At 62.4% G+C, this 18933-nt stretch carries 14 protein-coding genes; 7 read left to right on the forward strand and 7 right to left on the reverse strand.

All coding sequences use genetic code 11. From position 1 onward, the window contains the following. Positions 1–293: 293 nt before the first annotated feature. The 3 genes from P3T23_RS07490 (at position 294) to P3T23_RS07500 (ending at position 2909) form a co-directional block, all read left to right on the forward strand. Positions 294–1610: an EAL and HDOD domain-containing protein gene (locus P3T23_RS07490; RefSeq protein WP_429315547.1), complete on the forward strand. Its 1317-nt coding sequence runs from the start codon at positions 294–296 to the stop codon at positions 1608–1610. Between the two features lie 173 nt (positions 1611–1783). Continuing rightward, positions 1784–2347 carry a peroxiredoxin gene (locus tag P3T23_RS07495; RefSeq protein WP_429315548.1) on the forward strand — a complete coding sequence of 188 codons (564 nt, stop codon included), beginning with the start codon at positions 1784–1786 and terminating at the stop codon, positions 2345–2347. A 97-nt stretch (positions 2348–2444) separates the two neighbouring features. Beyond that, the gene (locus P3T23_RS07500) at positions 2445–2909 is read left to right on the forward strand and encodes a hypothetical protein (protein ID WP_429315549.1); all 465 of its coding nucleotides are present in this window, start codon (positions 2445–2447) and stop codon (positions 2907–2909) included. Positions 2910–2986: 77 nt separating this feature from the next. On the opposite strand, the gene P3T23_RS07505 is transcribed toward P3T23_RS07500, so the two are convergent. The 4 genes from P3T23_RS07505 to P3T23_RS07520 all read right to left on the reverse strand — a co-directional run bounded on the left by P3T23_RS07505 (position 2987) and on the right by P3T23_RS07520 (position 12019). Continuing rightward, the gene (locus P3T23_RS07505) at positions 2987–6280 is read right to left on the reverse strand and encodes an efflux RND transporter permease subunit (RefSeq protein WP_429315550.1); all 3294 of its coding nucleotides are present in this window, start codon (positions 6278–6280) and stop codon (positions 2987–2989) included. A gap of 3 nt (positions 6281–6283) precedes the next feature. Next, positions 6284–9412 (reverse strand): MdtB/MuxB family multidrug efflux RND transporter permease subunit, encoded by a 3129-nt coding sequence (locus P3T23_RS07510; protein WP_429315551.1) that lies wholly within the window; start codon positions 9410–9412, stop codon positions 6284–6286. A gap of 17 nt (positions 9413–9429) precedes the next feature. Then, the gene (locus P3T23_RS07515; protein ID WP_429315552.1) at positions 9430–10812 is read right to left on the reverse strand and encodes an MdtA/MuxA family multidrug efflux RND transporter periplasmic adaptor subunit; all 1383 of its coding nucleotides are present in this window, start codon (positions 10810–10812) and stop codon (positions 9430–9432) included. 370 nt (positions 10813–11182) lie between these two features. Then, entirely contained in the window at positions 11183–12019 is an 837-nt protein-coding gene (locus P3T23_RS07520) for an IclR family transcriptional regulator (protein WP_429315553.1), read from the reverse strand. Positions 12020–13709: 1690 nt separating this feature from the next. Between P3T23_RS07520 and P3T23_RS07525 the strand changes: the two genes are divergently transcribed. The 3 genes from P3T23_RS07525 to P3T23_RS07535 all read left to right on the forward strand — a co-directional run bounded on the left by P3T23_RS07525 (position 13710) and on the right by P3T23_RS07535 (position 15057). After that, a complete protein-coding gene (locus P3T23_RS07525) occupies positions 13710–13928 on the forward strand; it encodes a hypothetical protein (protein WP_429315554.1) in 219 nt (72 codons plus the stop codon). Between the two features lie 62 nt (positions 13929–13990). Continuing rightward, positions 13991–14176 (forward strand): hypothetical protein, encoded by a 186-nt coding sequence (locus P3T23_RS07530; protein WP_429315555.1) that lies wholly within the window; start codon positions 13991–13993, stop codon positions 14174–14176. Positions 14177–14853: 677 nt separating this feature from the next. Further along, positions 14854–15057 (forward strand): cold-shock protein, encoded by a 204-nt coding sequence (locus P3T23_RS07535; protein WP_007581066.1) that lies wholly within the window; start codon positions 14854–14856, stop codon positions 15055–15057. 397 nt (positions 15058–15454) lie between these two features. Here P3T23_RS07535 and P3T23_RS07540 read toward each other — a convergent pair whose 3' ends face one another. Then, positions 15455–15724, reverse strand: a complete 270-nt coding sequence (locus P3T23_RS07540) for a DUF1488 family protein (protein ID WP_429315556.1) — start codon at positions 15722–15724, stop codon at positions 15455–15457. A 231-nt stretch (positions 15725–15955) separates the two neighbouring features. Then, complete coding sequence (locus P3T23_RS07545) at positions 15956–16288, reverse strand: ArsB/NhaD family transporter (protein ID WP_429315557.1); 333 nt, start codon at positions 16286–16288, stop codon at positions 15956–15958. 272 nt (positions 16289–16560) lie between these two features. On the opposite strand from P3T23_RS07545, the gene P3T23_RS07550 reads away from it, so the two are divergent. Continuing rightward, positions 16561–17766 carry an MFS transporter gene (locus P3T23_RS07550; protein ID WP_429315558.1) on the forward strand — a complete coding sequence of 402 codons (1206 nt, stop codon included), beginning with the start codon at positions 16561–16563 and terminating at the stop codon, positions 17764–17766. Positions 17767–17883: 117 nt separating this feature from the next. Here the strand turns inward: P3T23_RS07550 and P3T23_RS07555 are convergent, their stop codons facing one another. Beyond that, positions 17884–18924 (reverse strand): cation diffusion facilitator family transporter, encoded by a 1041-nt coding sequence (locus tag P3T23_RS07555; RefSeq protein ID WP_429315559.1) that lies wholly within the window; start codon positions 18922–18924, stop codon positions 17884–17886. Positions 18925–18933 lie beyond the last annotated feature (9 nt).

Below are 18933 nucleotides of genomic sequence, written 5' to 3' on the forward strand. Positions count from 1 at the left end.
TATTCTCACTTGCAGGCGGAAGGCCGGTTCCGCCGTTTCCGGCAGACCGGTCTCAGGACACGAGACCGTCCATCAGAACGAGATATCGACCCCGGGGCGGAAATCTTTAGCCGATCCGGTAAAAAAGCAACGGTAAGTGAAACCGCTTCCAGTCGCCACTGCAGCGGCCCGCGGTTTCGGTTAAAGTGGCGCGGATTGTCGTCGATGCGGCACAGTCCAACAGACGCGCGGGCCGATTGGTGCAGTCAGCTCGCGCGCCCCGCGGTCCACCCGAATGCAAGCTGCCAAGAGACATGTCTGATCCGTTCGATGCCGGGTCCACGCGCGCCGGCGCAGGCGAAGAGCTGCCCGGAGAGCCTGCCGTCGCGGCCGGCCAGTTCGTCTATCTCGGCCGACAGCCGATCCTCGACCGGAGCGGCGCGCTCGCGGCCTACGAACTGCTGTTCCGCGCCGGTGCGCACAACTACGCCGAGGTCAACGACGACGCCCAAGCCACCGCGCAGGTCGTCTCCCGTACGATAGGCGGGCTTGGAGTGGCCGCCGTGCTGGGCCATCAGCGCGGCTATGTGAACATCAGCCGCGAGCTGCTGTTCGACGACATCGTCCATCTGATGTCGCCCGAGCACTTCGTGCTCGAGATTCTCGAAACGGTCACCTTCGACGCACACCTGCTCCAACGCATCGGGCAACTGCGCCGCGCGGGCTTTCAGATTGCGCTCGACGACGTGGTCGAACTGACGGGCGGTCTCGTCGCCCTGCTGCCGCACGTGGACATCGTCAAGGTCGACTTCCTCGCGACCAACCGCGCGGCGCTGCCGGCGCTGGCCGCGACGGTGCGCCGCCATGGCAGGACGTTATTGGCCGAGAAGGTGGAGACGCAGGAAGACTTCGCTTTTGCCCGCGAGCTGGGCTTCGATCTGTTCCAGGGTTACTTCTTCGCACGCCCTCAGGTATTGAGCGCGCCGGTCACACGCTCGACGCGCCCTGCGCTGTTGCGGCTCCTCGCGCTGCTCGCGCGCGATGCCGGCATGGCGGAGCTCGAAGCCGAGTTGAAGCTGAATCCGAACGTGGTCGTGCAACTGCTGCGACTCGTGAATTCGAGCGCGTTCGGGCTTGGGCGCAACATCTCGTCGCTGCGCGAAGCGATCATCGCAACCGGCACGCGGCAGATCGCGCGCTGGGCGCAACTGCTGCTGTACGCCGATGGCCGCGACCTGCCATGGCGCTCCGATCCGCTGGTGCAACTCGCCGGGACGCGCTCGCGTTTCATGGAGCTGGCGGCGAGCTGGCTGCGACCTTCGGAGGAGAGTTTTGCCGAGGCCGCCTTCATGACCGGGATCTTTTCGCTGGTGCATGTGGTGGTCGGCGCGACACCGGAAGCGACGCTCGACCGTCTGGGCCTGTCGCCGCCGATCCGCGATGCGATCGTCAACCGAACCGGTCCGCTTGGCGCGTTGTTACGCCTGACCGAAGCGGCCGAGCAGGGCGAGGACGCGGCGGCGGTCGCCCGCAATGAAGCCTTGCCCGAATTCGCGGTATTTACGCCCGAAGTGCTCGCGGAGCTTGGCCTGTCAGCGGCGGCCTGGTTCGGCGCGCACGCCGGCGAGTAATCCTGTCAGAGCGCTCGTGAACCGGGGCGTGAAGGCGTCGCGATTGCGCATGTAGCGGGAGCGAACGAACCTGCGTCCCCGCTGCGCGGTCCAATCGAAGTGGCGTTACGATGCCTCGACGTGCACGCTGCCCGACAGGTGTCGTTCGTCAGTCAATCTAAAGGAAAATCCTTATGAAACGAAAGTTCATGTCGCTCGTGCTGGCTGGGTGTCTGTCGGCGGGGCTTGCACTGCACGCGGGTATGGCCAGCGCAACGCTCAAGCCGGGCGATGCGGCGCCGGACTTCACCGCGCAGGCTTCGCTCGGCGGCAACACGTATACCTACTCGCTTGCCGACGCGTTGAAGAAGGGCCCGGTCGTGCTGTATTTCTATCCGGCAGCGTTCACCAAGGGCTGCACGATCGAAGCCCATGAATTCGCGGAAGCCGTCGATGAGTACAAGAAGTATGGGGCGACCGTGATCGGCGTATCGCACGACAACATCGAGACGTTGACGAAGTTCTCGGTCAGCGAGTGTCGCAGCAAGTTCCCGGTAGCGGCCGACGAGGACCACAAGATCATCGATGAATATGACGCAGGCATGCCCATGCGTATGCCGATGGCCAACCGGGTGTCGTATGTGATCTCACCGGATGGCAAGATCATCTACGAATACACGAGCCTGTCGCCGGACAAGCACGTCGAGAATACGTTGAAGGCCGTGAAGGATTGGGCGGCAACGCACAGGCAGCCTTGACGGATTGGGTTGCGTATCGCGCGGCGGATTAGACCGCCGCTTTCTTTTTGTGCTTCCAGTCCGACTGGAGTTTCTGTTCGCGCCGGAGTGATGCCAGATGCCGATTGTAGTTGTCCTGCTGGCCCTGATCGCGCTGATTTACGGCGCGGTCCGGGCGTTTGATTTCCTGTCGACGCAATTCGGTCTGGGCGTTGCAGTGGGCGTGGCGGTGGTGGTCGCGATCGCTCTGCTGCTGGCTATCGCATGGTGGTGGCGGCGCCGCCGCGAGGTGGCCGCGAATGTACGCGATGGCGACTGGACGCACGAACTGAAGGGCGAATGGGGCGAGATCAGACTGGCCGCCGCCAAGCGGTTCCTGAAGGTGCGTGTGGGAAATGCCGTCGGGGAGTATATTTTTGCCGACGTCGTGCAGGCAGAGGCCGAACGCGCGGGCGACGGCTGGCAGGTCGCCCTCAAGGTGAAGAGCGGCACGCAGCCGGCCTGGCAACTGCCCATGAGCGGAGAGCGGCAGGCCCGGCAATGGGCGCGGATTTTCACGCTGGCCGCAGCGCAGAAGCTCTGAGGCACCGGTCGGTTTCGTTTTCGCGCCCGTCGCCCTGCGCGGCAGACAGACGCGAGAATCGACTGGTGAGGCGAGCGCTATTCAGTCGCCGGCGCACCTCGCGAGCGCCGCTGGCGTCTCGTTTCCCATTTCACGCGAATCCGGTCCATATAAAGATAGACGACGGGCGTCGTATAGAGCGTGAGCATCTGGCTGACGATCAGGCCGCCGACAATCGCAATCCCGAGCGGGGCGCGCAATTCCGCGCCTTCACCCTGGCCGAAAGCGAGCGGCAACGCGCCGAGCAGGGCCGCGCAGGTCGTCATCATGATCGGCCGGAAGCGCAGCAGGCAGGCCTCTCGAATGGCATCGTGCGACGATAGTCCTGTCCTCGACGCCTCGATCGCGAAGTCGACCATCATGATCGCGTTCTTCTTGACGATGCCGATCAGGAGGATCACGCCGATCAGCGCGATGATGCTGAACTCCGTCCTGAACAGCAGCAGCGCGAGCAGCGCGCCGACACCCGCGGACGGCAGCGTCGAGAGAATCGTCAACGGATGGATGTAGCTCTCATAGAGCATGCCGAGCACGATGTACACCGCGGCGAGCGCGGCCAGAATCAGGATGGGCTGATCGGACATCGACTGCTGGAACGCCTGCGCCGTGCCCTGGAAGCTGCCGCGAATCGTGCCCGGCATGCCGATCTCGGCCATCGTCTGATAGATCACGTTCGTGGCCTCCGACAGGGACCTGCCCGGCGGCAGGTTGAACGAGATCGTCGATGCCACGAACTGGCCCTGGTGGTTCACCGCCAGCGGGGTATTACCCGGCCCGAAGCTCGCGATGGCCGATAGCGGGATCATCGTTTCCTTCGAGGTCGATACTGCCGAGCCCGCCGACGCGCTCGACTTGCCGCTTGCCGCGATCGAGTTGGTGGCGAGGTTGCGGGCGGAGTCGGCGGCGATCGCCGCCGCGCTCGATGCCGTCGTGCCTGCCGTGCCGCCCGTGGTCGCGGCCGTGACCGTGCCGGCGGTCGCGTTGGTGGTCTGCGCGCCGCTCGCGCTGCCGCCCGACGTGCTGACGTAGATCTCGTTCAGCATGTCCGGGTGCTGCCAGTATCGCGGCGCGACTTCCATGACGACGTGATACTGGTTCAGCGGGTTGTAGATCGTCGAGACCTGGCGTTGTCCAAACGCGTCATACAGCGTGTTGTCGATCTGCGACGGCTGGATTTTGAGGCGGGACGCCGACGCGCGGTCGATCGTCACCATGGCTTCGAGACCGCCCTGCTGCTGGTCGGAGTTCACGTCGGCCAGTTCGGGTCGGCGCTGCAGCGCCTCGGTGAGCTTCGGTCCCCACGCGTACAGATCGGTGGTCGAATCGGACAGCAGCGTGAACTGATACTGCGCGTTCGACTGCCGGCCGCCCACGCGGATATCCTGCACCGCCTGCAGGAAGGTGCGGGCGCCCGCGACATCGGAGAGGGGCGCACGCAGTTGCTGGATGACCTGGTCCGCCGAGGCACGGTGCTCGCTCTTCGACTTCAGCGTAACGAACATGAAGCCCGAATTCGTCTGGCGGCCGCCCGTGAAGCCCACCACGCTGTCGACCGCCGGATTCTTCTGCACGATCGCCATCATCTGGGAGAACTTTCCCTTCATGGCCTGAAACGACGTGCTCTGGTCGGCCTGGATGCCGCCGATCAGCCGGCCGGTGTCCTGCTGCGGGAAAAAGCCCTTCGGCACGATGATGTACAGATAGACGTTCAGGCCGATCGTCGCGATCAGGACGGCGACGATCAGGCGCGGATGCAGCAGCGCCCAGCCGAGCGTGCGTTCGTAGCCGCCCTGCATGCGCGCGAAGCCGCGTTCGAGCCAGCGTCCCAAACGGCCTTCCTCGCGCTTGTCGTGATGCTCGGGCAACAGGCGCGAACACATCATCGGCGTGAGCGTGAGCGAGACGAGCAGCGAAACGCCGATCGCCAACGACAGGGTGATCGCGAACTCGCGGAACAGCCGCCCGACGATGCCGCCCATCAGCAGGATCGGCAGGAACACGGCCACCAGCGAGATGCTGATCGACAGCACCGTGAAGCCGACTTCGCGGGCGCCGATGAATGCCGCCTTCATGCGCGGCACGCCGTTCTCGATGTGCCGCGAGATGTTTTCCAGCACCACGATGGCATCGTCGACGACGAAACCGGTGGCGATGGTCAGCGCCATCAGCGACAGGTTGTCGATCGAAAAGCCGAGCAGGTACATCGCGGCGAACGTGCCGATGATCGAGATCGGCACCGCGACGCTCGGAATCAGCGTGGCGCGCCAGTTGCGCAGGAACAGGAACACCACCATCACAACGAGCACCACCGCGACGATCAGCGTGCGCTGTGTGTCTTTCAGCGAAGCGCGGATCGTGGTGGAACGGTCAGCAGTGGGAATCACGTCGACGTCGGCGGGCAGCGAGGCCTTCAACTGCGGCAGCATGGCCTTCACCCGGTCGACGGTCTCGATGATGTTCGCGCCCGGCTGGCGATACAGGATCACGAGTACCGAGCGCTTGCCGTTGATGAGACCCAGGTTGCGCAGATCCTCGACCGAATCGACCACCTGCGAGACGTCCGAGAGATGCACTGCCGCGCCGTCGCGGTACGCGATCACGAGATCCTTGTACTGCGCGGCCTTGGTCGCCTGATCGTTGGTGTAGAGCTGTACGTGGGTCGGGCCGAACTCGATCGAGCCTTTCGGGCTGTTCGCGTTCGCGGCGGCAAGCGCCGCCCGCACGTCTTCGAGGCCGATGCCGTAGTGGAACAGCGCGTGCGGTTCCAGTTCGACGCGCACCGCCGGGTTGGCCGAGCCGCTCACGTCGACTTCGCCCACGCCGTCCACCTGGGACAGCGACTGCTGCAGCACCGTGGCCGCCGAGTCGTACAGCTGACCGGCGGGCAGCGTGTTGGAGGTCAGAGCGAGAATCAGGATCGGCGCGTCGGCGGGGTTGACCTTGTGGTAGGTCGGGTTGCTGCGCAGGCTGGTCGGCAGGTCGGCGCGGGCGGCGTTGATGGCGGCCTGCACATCGCGCGCGGCGCCGTCGATATCGCGGTTCAGACCGAACTGGAGCGTGATCCGCGACGAGCCCACCGAACTCGACGACGTCATTTCGGTCACGTCGGCAATCGAGCCGAGGTGCCGTTCGAGCGGACTCGCGACACTGGTTGCGACGGTTTCCGGGCTCGCGCCTGGCAGGGTCGCCTGCACCGAGATCGTCGGAAAATCGACCTGCGGCAGCGGCGCGACCGGCAGCTTCACGAACGCGAACATGCCGGCCAGCGCGACGCCGATCGCCAGCAGCGTGGTGGCGACCGGCCGGGAAATAAACGGACGCGACAGGTTCATCGCTCAGTTCCCCGCGTCGGTGGCAGGCGGCGTCGGGGTTGCATCGCCGCGATGAAAACGCGCACGGGCGCGGCGTGCCAGCGAATCGAAGCCGAGATAGATCACGGGCGTGGTGAAGAGCGTCAGCAACTGGCTCACGATCAGACCGCCGGCGATCGCGATGCCGAGCGGGCGCCGCAGTTCGGAACCCGCGCCGGTGCCGAGCATCAGCGGCAGCGCGCCGAGCAGGGCGGCCATCGTCGTCATCAGGATCGGCCGGAAGCGCAGCAGCGCGGCCTGAAAGATGGCCTCGCGCGGCGGCTTGCCGTGTTCGCGCTCGGCTTCGAGCGCGAAGTCGATCATCATGATCGCGTTCTTCTTCACGATACCGATCAGCAGCACGATACCGATGATGCCGATGATGTCGAGATCGTGCCCGGTGATGAGGAGTGCGAGCAGGGCGCCCACGCCCGCCGATGGCAGCGTCGAGAGGATCGTGATCGGATGGATGAAGCTCTCGTACAGCACGCCGAGCACGATATACATCGTGACGATGGCCGCGAGGATCAGGAACAGCTCGTTCGCGAGCGACGCCTGGAACGCGAGCGCCGCGCCCTGGAAACGTGTCTGGAACGAAGCGGGCAGACCGATGTCCTTTTCCGCCTGTCCGATCGCCTTGACTGCCGCGCCGAGCGACGCGCCCGGTGCCAGGTTGAACGACACGGTGGTTGCCGGGAACTGGCTCAGGTGCGTGACGAGGAGGGGCGCCGGCTGTTCATGGAAACTCGCGATGGCCGACAGCGGCACCTGTCCGCCCGTCGACGTTGCCGACGGGAGATAGATCGAGTTCAGCGACTCGACGTAATGCTGCATCTCCGGCTTGGCTTCGAGAATCACGCGGTACTGGTTCGACTGCGTGAAGATCGTCGAGATGATGCGCTGGCCGAACGCATCGTATAGCGCGTTGTCGACGGTGGCGGGCGTGATGCCGTAGCGCGCGGCGGTCGGCCGGTCGATTTCGATGAATACCGACTGGCCGTTTTCCTGCAGGTCGGTGGCGACGTCGGCGAGTTCAGGCGACCGCTTCAGCCGGTCGATCAGCTTCGGCACCCAGGTGGCGAATTCCGTGATGTTCGGGTCCGTCAGCATGAACTGATACTGCGTCGGGCTGACCGTCGAATCGATGGTCAGATCCTGCACCGGCTGCATGAAGAGCGCCGCGCCCGGAATATGCGCGACATCTTTCTGCAACTGGCGGATCACTTCGCTCGCGGTATTGCTGCGGTCGTCGCGCGGCTTCAGGTTGATCAGCATCCGGCCGCTGTTCAGCGTGATGTTGCTGCCGTCGACGCCGATGAACGACGTCAGGCTTTCCACGTCCGGATTCTTCAGGATCTGTGCGGCGAGTTCCTGCTGCCGCTCTGCCATCGACGCGTACGAGACCGACTGCGGCGCCTGCGTGATCGCCTGGATCACGCCGGTGTCCTGCACGGGGAAGAAGCCTTTGGGAATCACCACGTATAGCAGGGCCGTGAGCACGAGCGTCAGCAGCGCGACGAAGAGCGTCGCGCGCTGCCGGTTCAGCACCCACGTCAACGCCACCGCGTAACGGGCAATCACGTAGTCGATGAACTGGTGCGCTTTCGCTTCGAAGCGGTGGCTTTCTTTCGGCGGCGTGTGACGCAGCAGCTTCGCGCACATCATGGGCACGAGCGTCAGCGAGACGACCGCCGAAATCACGATCGTCACCGCCAGCGTGATCGCGAATTCATGGAACAGGCGTCCGACCACGTCGCCCATGAACAGCAGCGGAATCAGCACCGCGATCAGCGAGACCGTCAGCGAGATGATCGTGAAGCCGATCTGTTTCGAGCCCTTCAGCGCGGCTTCGAGCGGCGGGTCGCCGTCCTCGACGTAGCGCGCGATGTTCTCGATCATCACGATCGCATCGTCGACGACGAAGCCGGTTGCGATCGTCAGCGCCATCAACGACAGGTTGTCGAGCGAGAAGCCACACAGATACATCACGGCGAGCGTGCCGATCAGCGACAGCGGCACCGACAGGCTCGGGATGATCGTCGCGTAGATGTTGGCGAGGAACAGGTACATCACGAGCACGACCAGCACGACCGACATCAGCAGTTCGAACTGCACGTCGCGCACCGACGCGCGGATGGTGGTGGTGCGGTCGGTGACGATTTCGACATCGAGCGAGGCCGGCAGCGACTGCTGCAGTTGCGGCAGCAGCTTCTTGATGTTGTCGACCACCTGGATCACGTTGGCGCCCGGCTGGCGCTGCACGTTCAGGATGATCGCCGGCGTGTCATTGACCCATGCGCCGAGCTTGGTGTTTTCCGCGCCCTCGATGATTCTCGCGACGTCGGTGAGCATGACCGGGCGGCCTGCCTTGTAGGCGATCACCGCGTCCTGATAGGCCGCGGCGTCGGTCAGCTGGTCGTTCGAGTTGATCGTGTACGAACGGCTCGGGCCGTCGAAATTGCCCTTCGGCGTATTGACGTTCAGGTTCGAGACCGTCGTGCGCAGGTCGTCCAGATTCAGGCCATACGCTGCGAGCGCGCGCGGGTTCGCCTGGATGCGCACCGCCGGCCGCTGGCCGCCCGACAGGCTCACGAGACCGACGCCCGCTACCTGCGAGATTTTCTGTGCGAGACGGGTGTCGGCGAGATCCTGCACCTGGGTGAGCGGCAGCGTCTTCGACGTGATCGCGAGCGTGATGATCGGCGCGTCGGCCGGATTGACCTTGGCGTAGATCGGCGGCGCGGGCAGGTCGGACGGCAGCAGGTTGCCCGCCGCGTTGATCGCGGCCTGCACTTCCTGTTCGGCGATATCGAGCGGCAGGTCGAGACTGAACTGCAGCGTGATGATCGACGAACCCGCCGAGCTTTGCGACGACATCTGGTTGAGCGACGGCATCTGTCCGAACTGCCGCTCGAGCGGCGCGGTCACGGACGACGTCATCACGTCCGGGCTCGCGCCCGGATAGAAGGTCTGCACCTGGATGGTCGGGTAGTCGACTTCCGGCAGCGCCGAAAGCGGCAGGAAGCGCAGTGCGACAAGCCCGACCAACATGATCGCCGCCATCAGCAGGGCGGTACCGACCGGGCGCAGAATAAAAGCGCGGGATGGATTCATGCGGTATCAGCCGTGCCTTATTCCGAGGCTTGCGCCGCGCGTTTGTGACGGTGGGCGTGCGCGCCCGATGCGCCGGACGCTGCGGCAGCACCGGATGCGCCCGCTGCAGCCCTCGGCCGTTCGGCGGGAATCGTGATCTTCGCGCCTTCGCGCAGCCGGTCGGAACCGTCGATCACGACGCGCTCGCCAAGCGCGAGGCCCGACTGGATGCTGGTGCGCTCGCCATCGACCGGGCCGACCTTGACCGTGCGCACGGTCACCGTGTTGTCCGGCTTAACGACGTACACGAACTGGCCCATCGACCCGTTCAGCACCGCCGAGGTTGGCACGATGGTCGCGTTCTTGACCACGTCGACGAGCAGGCGCGTATTGACGAACTGGTTCGGGAACAGCCCGTTGTCGGGGTTCGGGAACAGCGCGCGCATCTTGAGGGTGCCGGTGGTGGTGTCGATCTGGTTGTCGATCGTATCGAGGTAACCCGATTCCAGTGCGGTGGTGTTGCTGCGGTCGTAGGCGGTGGCCGACATTCTCGTGCCCGCGTGCATCTGTTTCATGATGGCGGGCAGGTTGTCTTCGGATGTCGTGAAGAGCACGCTGATCGGCTGCAGCTGCGTGATGACGACGATGCCGTTGGTGTCGCCCGAGGTCACGTAGTTGCCAGGATCGACCTGGCGCAGGCCGACACGGCCCGACACCGGCGCCGTGATGCGCGCATAGATGAGGTCGAGCTTGAAGGTATCGACGTTCGCCTGGTCCGCCTTGACGGTGCCCTCGTACTGCCTGACGAGCGAGGCCTGCGTGTCCACCTGCTGGCTCGCGATGGAGTCCTGCGCGAGCAGCGTCTGATAGCGCTTCAGGTCGAGGCGCGCGGTTTGCAGCAGGGCTTCGTCTCTCGCCAGCGTGCCCTGCGCGTTGGCGAGCGATATCTGGAACGGGCGCGGGTCGATCTGCGCGAGCAGGTCACCCTTCTTGACCATCTGGCCTTCCTGGAATGCGACAGTCTGCAGGGTGCCGCTCAACTGCGTGCGTACGGTCACGTTGGCAAGCGGGGTGACGGTGCCGAGCGCTGTCAGCACAACGGGCATGTCGCCTTGTGTCACGCTAGCGACGTGCACCGGCTGGGGCAGGTTGGCCTGGCCCGCGCCGCCGCGGCCAGCGCGCGCGCCACTGGCGCCGCCGGGCGCCTGCGCGGCCCCCGGATCGCTCGCCCATGGATGCCAGCGCACCAGCACGATACCCGCGACCACCAGGGCCGCGACGATCAAGCCAATCGTGCGGGCCCGATGCGGTTTCGCGCCAGGCGGGACGCGAGGCGTACCGGCTGGCCCTGTCGGTTCAGGCGATTGGCGGGCGGGGTCAATGCTGCGTGGCGTATCCGAATGCTTTTGTTGTTCGTCCATCAGTTCGTTCAGGTGGCTGGCGTGTAGTTGAGCAAGGGCGCGTTGCGCGACGCGATAAGCTGGGGTAGCAGGCAATAGACAACAGAAGGCGTCAGGCGACGTCCATGAGCGCCGTGTGATTGATCCATGCCGATGCCTTGCTCGATGCTACGCGAGGGGCGGGAAAAAGATGTTAAGGCGCGTCGTTGCGATCGTGACTGTGTTCGACAGGTGAAGATTCCAGGTCGAACCAGTTTATAGGCGTTGCAACGGGCGCCGCCGCGCTGAAAGCATGATGCTACGTCCCCCGGCTTGTTACAGTCCAGCGGCGTATTTTTCGATTGGTTACCTGAGTTACACCCGCGGCGGCCGCAATCGGGGATTCGGTGTCTCAATCGTCGAGACGCCGGCCGGGCGCGCCGCCAATCTCGCGCACGATTTTCTCGATGCATTCGATGAGGGCTGGCACGGCGCGCGATGTGAGCCAGTCGCGCGGGCACTGATGCGCCGCGCCGCCGCAGTTGACCGCGTACCGTTCGCCGGATGGGCCGATGAAGCCCACGGCGACCGCGTTGAGGTTTTCGTGCCATTCACCGGTCGCAATCGCGTAGCCCTGGGCGATGGTTTCCTGCAGGGCGTCGTCGAGGCGGGTGCCGAGATGCGCCCACTCGTCCCCGGCGGCCGCCTGCAGGCCGACGAGCAGCCGTTGCCGCTCTGGCTCGCTCAACGCGGCCATGTAGGCTCGACCGACGGCGGTGCGGCACATGTCCATCCGCGAGCCGACATCCAGTCGCGACACGAGCACGGCCGAGCGCGGGCGGATGGTATCGATGACCACCATGTCCAGACGGTCGCGTACCGCCAGATGCACCGACAGCGAAGTGCGCTCGGCCAGTTCAATCAGGAAGGGCCGCGAGCGTGCGCGGATATCGAAGTTGCGCAGAAAGCCGTTGCTCAGTTCGAGCACGGAGGCGGTGAGGACGAAGCGCTCGCTATCCGGCAGCCGGAACAGAAAGCCGGCGCCAACCAGCGTCGCGGTAATCCGCGACACGGTCGGCTTCGGAATCCCCGTCAGTTCGGTCAGTTCGCGGTTACTGAGGGGTGCGTCGGCAGCGGCAATCTGCCTGAGCACGGTGATGCCGCGCGCAAGCGCGGTCACTTCGTCGCCGGAACCGTCCTTTTCCTTCAGTGGATCGGTGGTGCGCGTGGGTGTCCGTTGCAGGCTCATTTCGTTTTTATGGAACTCTATTTCATTTTTTTGATTACGCCGATGGGTCCCAATCCATCCCATCGACGCCCGGAAACCCTCTCGGCGGGGTTTTAGGAGCTGATTTCATCTGAAGATTCATTGTAGCGAATCTAGTGCGGTAGGGCGTACAGTGGGACGACATTTTGCTTGACTTAGTCAGCATAAACATAAAAAATGGAATCTCATTTCGAAAGACGATGTTCTGTTGACGCTTTTGGGATCCTTTCAAAGCATGTCTGAACCGCGCCGGGCGCGGGTTTCAAGGCTGGAGCGCAAGGGTTTGAGCAGAGCCAGATGAGGAAATCGGATTTCGGATCCCGTCTCTCAGGTTCTAGCACGGCCCTCGGAATGGCTAGAACTTTTTAAGGCGTCACGGTTACGTGACGCTTTTTTTTTCGGCTTTGTCTGCGCACAACAATGTCTGCAGCGAGCCTGCTGCGCGCTTTCAGTGACAAAAAAGTTTGCCCACCGCATGCGTATCCTGCTGCGCCGCATCATGAATGATAGCTTCTAACTATGGCGGAGCGTTTGCAACGCCCTGACAGCACGGGGGATTTTCCAATCTCTCAAAACAAATTGTTTTAGATTTTGGACGACACATTCTTCGAACTGCCGCCGTTCGTATGGACCGGCGGACCCGTCGACGCTCGCGGACATCAGCGCACACGGGTCGACGTCCAGGGCGATTCCCAACCGGTGAATCGTGTCCAGTTGCAAGCGCGTACGCCTTTCTGTTCGAGTTCATTGGCCGACGTTCGTTTGCTTTATCTGGACTACGACAATTGCCTCCATGCTTGCGATGCGTACAAAGCTGGTGACCGGATTGCGCCTGGCGCTCGGTCGGAAAATTTTTTTGAGTTTGCCGGAGTGCTCGAAGACCTGCTCGCACCATATCCTGCATTGCAAATCGTGTCAGTGGTTGGTTCTCGACGATGAGGCATGGGATGTGCCTTCCGAATTCGAGCAGCATTTTTTGCAGACAGAATCAGAAACAGCACTCGGGGCGCCGAAAGTGCGCACACGACTTCGAGACTGGCTGGCTGTCTACTGCGGCCCGCAATGATGGACATCGGTCGAGAGTTAGTGCGGCTTGCGGCTCCGCGCGGTTCCTTTTGGGAGCGGCCGTCGAGGTTTGCCTGGACGAGGGCTTATCCATGGACCCGACCGGTCCCAGAAGCGGAGGACGTTCCCGGTGAATACGATTCAACCTTTGTCGAGTTGGGACCATCGTCCGCTCGATGCGAAATCGTGAACAAAAGTGATAGCAGCGGATGGTCGTCAGTCTCGACTATTGCGTGATGCAAAGCGTGGTGAACTGTCACTAGCGACGCGCCTGAAATGCGCTTGGGAAGCCATTTGTTTTTGTTGCTGCGGAGTCGCTGCGAGACGAGGTGAAAGCATTAGCAGCTTGGACCATCCGGACGCCGATGTTGTCGAACTCCTGCTGCGGGCCCTCGCCGTGTCGCCAGACGAACGACCTCAGGTCGACGCGCTTTTTCGGTGGGCCTCGTACATGCAGCCTTTGACGCCCGAACCATGTTCTCCCGTAGAGGCCTGCGACCTGGCCGAAAGTCTCCACTTACGAACGGCGGCATTTCTGTCGACAGAGTAAGGCTTCTACGTCCTATCCTGATTGCGTCGGACATCCCATCAAGATATGGAGGCAGCCATGAAAGTGCGAGATTTACTGCGACACCTGAAAGAGGCCGACCCGGATGCCGTCCTTCTATATCTCGCGCCATACGTCGACGCAAGCGAGGTCGATGAGATTGTTCAGGTCGCGGTCTCAAACGAACTCTGGACCTGCGAGCGCCATCGTTCCGAGGACGGTCGGTTTGACAAGATTTACTACCCGGCGGTCGCCGGGCACATCGCTTGGGTGGGATGAAGCGACCGACCAGCGTTGGACAGAGCGCGTGGTCATCCTGTCTTTAATACCGGGAGCTTTGGATGGCTAAAACGGGCTGGCAAATTGCGATGCGTCGCATCGATGCGGAGTTCGACATTTCGCAAAACGACGTGTCATGCCTTGTGCGCAAAATCGCAGATGAGTTCCGGCTGCCGCCTGATGGCGCATTCACTGTTGGGCTGATTCGTCGACGGCCATGTTCATCAAGTTTGTCGTCGTTTGACTAAACTACAACGGACGGACGGCCCCTTACCGAACAACGCCTATGCGCGCGGACCATTGTTGGTTGTCCAGACTCGAGACACTGCGAACAGGGCATCGTCGCAGCGCTGCGCGCTTCGTTTTGGAAAAAAGACGACCTGTCCCGCGGATGCAAACACTGAGACTCGCGCGAGAAGCGTTCGATGCGCTGGTTTCAGGCAACGAGGAGGACCGTTGAGTGAAGCACCAGCAGCTGACGATGGGCCTCCTGTCGATTATCCAAAGTATCAGTCCTCTTTTTGAAATTCAATAGATTCCAGGCGCGCTTCAAACACATCGGCAAGTAAAAAGGTGGTAAAGAACGTCTTGCTAATACCACACGAAGATCGTGGTTTCTTTGTTTCGCTAGCGTTGAGGGGAAACCGGGCGTACCTGTTAGTAAACCTGGCACGTTCCGGGATTCTTTTGCGTGAGCGGCCCTACCTGGTCATCTGGTAGTCGGAAAGACGCCAATTGTGCGCCGCTACAAGTTCGCATACGGTTTACGCTGGCGGTGTATTCTTTTTCGGCAAGCATCGCCCAATCGCGACTACTCCAGTCGCAGTGGACCGTGACACTCCGTCGTCCGAAGACATTGAACGTATCTACGACGCGGCCGATGGCGTCGATATATCGCGGCTTTCTTCAATTTTGGAAAACAATTATGGCAACCGGTACTGTGAAGTGGTTTAACGATGCAAAGGGCTTTGGCTTCATTACGCCAGACGATGGCGGAGAGGACCTGTTTGCTCATTTTTCGGAAGTGAAGGCGGAGGGCTTCAAGTCTCTTCAGGAGGGGCAAAAGGTGAGCTTCGAGGTCAAGCAAGGACCGAAGGGTAAGCAGGCGGCCAACATTCAGCCAATCTGACACCTAAGCGCACTCGCTGTCGCGTAAAGAATGGTCCGCCGAAGCGGACCATTCTTTGCAGCTATGTGCCGTTTGTAAGCTTCGGCGCGAAGTTGACCAGTATTCAGTGCCGCGCGAGAGGTATACGCGGCTTCAACAGCACTCGAGGCGCGCTTTGCCGAGGAAGGAAGTCGGCAACCGTCCACACTGGAGCTCGGGAGATTCGCCGCCGCCATGCAGGAACTGAGAGACGCGCGCGAGGCATTCGACCTCCTGGTTTCATGCAACCCGGAGTCATGTCATGGATTGAGCGCCCGCCTGCGATGGCAGGGTCGTCATGCAACCGGGCGTAGGTTGATTGGGGCGCTTCCGATTGCGACGGATTGTCTTGGAGCGAGAGAACTGACACCTGAGTCCATCAGTGAGAAAAGTCTGTAGCGGTCAGGCTTATCGGCTCGTCCGGGACTCTCAGCACCTTTCGTTCAACTGCAGCCGCAATGCGCTTGTGTCCGTCCGTATAAGCTTTTAGAAGACGCGCATCGTTTGCGCCGATGGGTGCCCAGAAATACTGTTCGAGTACGTCGCGGGTAATCGAACATTGCACCGCACGTCCACGGGCAAATGCGGTGAAGACGACCAGCTTTCCGTCTGACGAAACGGTGGCTTCGATGGTGAGAGTGCTGTCCATGGCCGCGTTGGTTCTCTGTTGACCGAGCCGCCGGGCTGTCCCTGAGAGGACTCGCGTCGGTAGCAGTCTCATCATAAATCATACGGCCCTGCGTGTAGAGGCCCATCACTTGCGTCCATTGGGCCGCAGGTGACAGCGGTAAGTAAGACGCGTGCCATGTCATCAAGGAAACGCGGCATGGTCACGGAGTCGGCCGCAGGGCGCGGCGGCGATGCAGGCACTGTGCACCGGTCAGGTAAGGTGACCCAGCTCGAGCGATACAAGCACGACCATCAGTGCCGGCAACAACACCGCGATGCCCAACTTTAGAAAATCCAACGCACGCACCGCGATGCCTTCCCGCCGCAGCGCCGTCAGCCATAGAATCGTGGCGAGCGACCCCGTGACGGACAGGTTCGGCCCAAGGTCAACGTGACGCTTCTGCAAACACACGGCCAGGAAAACGGCGACGCCCGCCGCAAACGTCGGCCACCCCAGTGGCACATCCGGCGCCGACGCGCCGAGCATGACGACTGCCATCAGCGCAATGCCCCAGCCGGTCAATCTGCCGGCCGAAGACAGCATTGGTACATCTATGTCTTTCCCGATGGGCTGCGCCAGCGACGAGCGCTGCAAGAACCGAAGCGCCACGTATGTTGCGGCAATCGGCAGCGCCGACGGCAACGCAAAGCGAAAACAGGGCCAGGCCGTCCTGGCTATGCTTGCGGTGAGGCCGCGAAGCTCCGCTATCATTGACAGCATTTCGGACCGTCAGTCGCGACGGAGAACCCTTGCCCACCCGTTTATCCGGCTCAGCGAATGCCGACCGTAATCGCTTCATCGCGCTTTAAGAGATAGTGCAAACCGAACCGCAGGTCAGTATTCTTCGGCAAATTCCACGCAGCGTCTGGGTGCTTGGCTGTGTCAGCCTGTTCATGGATGTCTCGTCCGAAATCATCCACAGTCTGTTGCCGATGTTCCTCATGGCAAGTCTCGGTGCCAGCGCGACGACGATTGGCCTCATCGAAGGTATCGCCGAAGCGATAGCTCCCATCGTCAAGGTGTTCTCCGGAACCCTCAGCGACTACCTGGGAAACCGCAAATGGCTTGCTGTTGCAGGATATGGACTGGGGGCGTTAAGCAAGCCGCTATTTGCCATTGCGCCGAGCATCGGTATCGTGGTGACGGCGCGCATCATCGACCGCGTGGGTAAAGGAATCAGAGGAGCGCCGCGAGATGCGCTCGTCGCCGATGTCACACCGTCTCATCTGCGAGGTGCTGCATTCGGGCTGCGCCAGTCGCTTGACACCATCGGCGCGTTCCTCGGACCCCTGCTGGCCGTTGTCATCATGCTGGTATGGGCAGACAACTTCCGGCTCGCGTTCTGGCTTGCCGTTATTCCCGGTCTCCTGGCAGTCGCCCTGTTGACCTTCGGCATCGAAGAGCCGGCGCGGGAACCGGGCGCGAAGCGGGTCAATCCGATTCGTTGGGACAGCGTCAAGCAGCTCGGCACCCGCTATTGGTGGGTGGTCATCGTGGGCGCGGTATTCGCGCTGGCCCGGTTTAGTGAAGCCTTCCTCGTATTACGCGCCATGGGAAGTGGCGTGCCAATTGCGCTGGTTCCGCTCGTGATGGTCGCGATGAACGTCGTGTATGCGCTGTCGGCCTATCCGTTCGGGAAACTTGCCGACACGATGAGCCACACAAGGTTGCTGGTCGCGGGTCTCGTTATGTTGATTGCATCGGATGTGGTGCTCGCGCATGGCACGCACTGGAGCGTTGTGCTCGTGGGCGTCGCGCTATGGGGCCTGCATATGGGAATGACGCAGGGGTTGCTGGCCACGATGGTCGCTCACACCGCGCCTGCGCAACTGCGCGGCACCGCGTTCGGTTTCTTCAACCTGCTCAGCGGTGTCGTTACGCTTGTGTCCAGCGTCATCGCCGGAGCGTTGTGGGACCGCCTGGGTGCAGCTGCCACGTTCTATGCCGCAGTGGCTTTCTGCGTCTTGACCATCGCGTTGCTTATATTCGGGCGGACGCCGGGCGCCGCTGCGGCTCGCTGAGCCGGAGCGCTTGCAGCGAAGGCAAAGCGCCTTTGCCGCCTTGCCAGAGGCAGGGCAAACAGCAATGAGGAGTGTCTGCAACGGCTGAAACGCCCAAACGAAGGAATGTCTTCCAGCTTAGTGACAGTCCGTTGCGCCGGCTCCCTTTGCGCCGTGTGCGTGCGTGTCGATGCACACATCCTCTTCGACCTGAACCGTCACGTGTTCGATGCTGAAACGCTGGGCGAGCCGGCGCTGAACAGCCGTAACGACGTCTCGCGAGACGGTTCCCGCCGTAGGATGCACGTGTAGCGTCAGCAGGTGCTGTTCGCCGGTGATGGACCACGCGTGGATATGGTGAGCGTCGCGCACTTCAGGTACGTTCTGCTCGAGGTCTGCCTTGATATCAGCCAGGTTCATGCCCTCAGGCGTGCCTTCGAGCAGGATGTGCGCGGACGATTTGACGATGCCCCATGCGCTCTTGAGGATGATGACAGCAACGAATATTGACAGGATGGGGTCGATGGGGGTCCAGCCGGTGAGCAGAATCACGCCCGCCGCAACGATGGCCGCGACCGAGCCCAGCATATCGCCGAGAACATGCAGCCAGGCGCCGCGCAGGTTGAGGTTTTCCCGGTTGCCGCCGTGCAGGACCAGGAACGCGGCAATATTGGCGGCCAGCCCTACGAACGCGACGATGAGCATGGTCTTGCCCGCAACCGGCACCGGCGACGCAAACCGCTGAATCGCCTCGACCACAATCCATGCAGCGATGACGAAAAGCGCACATCCGTTGACGAACGCTGCGAGGATTTCCAGCCGCTTGTAGCCGTAGGACAGTTGCGCGCTCGCGGGGCGTCGGCCGTAGTGGATGGCTATCCAGCTGAATCCGAGCGCTGCCGCATCGCTGACCATGTGGCCCGCGTCGGCCAGCAGGGCCAGCGAGCCCGACAGCACGCCTCCGGTGACCTCGACGAACATGAACACTGCAATGATGATGAAGGCCCATCCGATGCGTCGCTGGTCCGTCACTCCGTGCAGGTGATTGTGGCCCGCATGGCTGTGACCGGCGTGACCATGTCCATGGTCGTGACCGCTATGGTCGTGGTCTGCATGCACGTGCCCATCATCGTGGTTGTGTCCGGTATGGTCGGCGTCGTGACGGTGATTGTGTGCCATCGGAGTGGC

Source organism: Paraburkholderia sp. GAS448, from assembly GCF_050435685.1.
Taxonomy (GTDB): Bacteria; Pseudomonadota; Gammaproteobacteria; order Burkholderiales; family Burkholderiaceae; genus Paraburkholderia.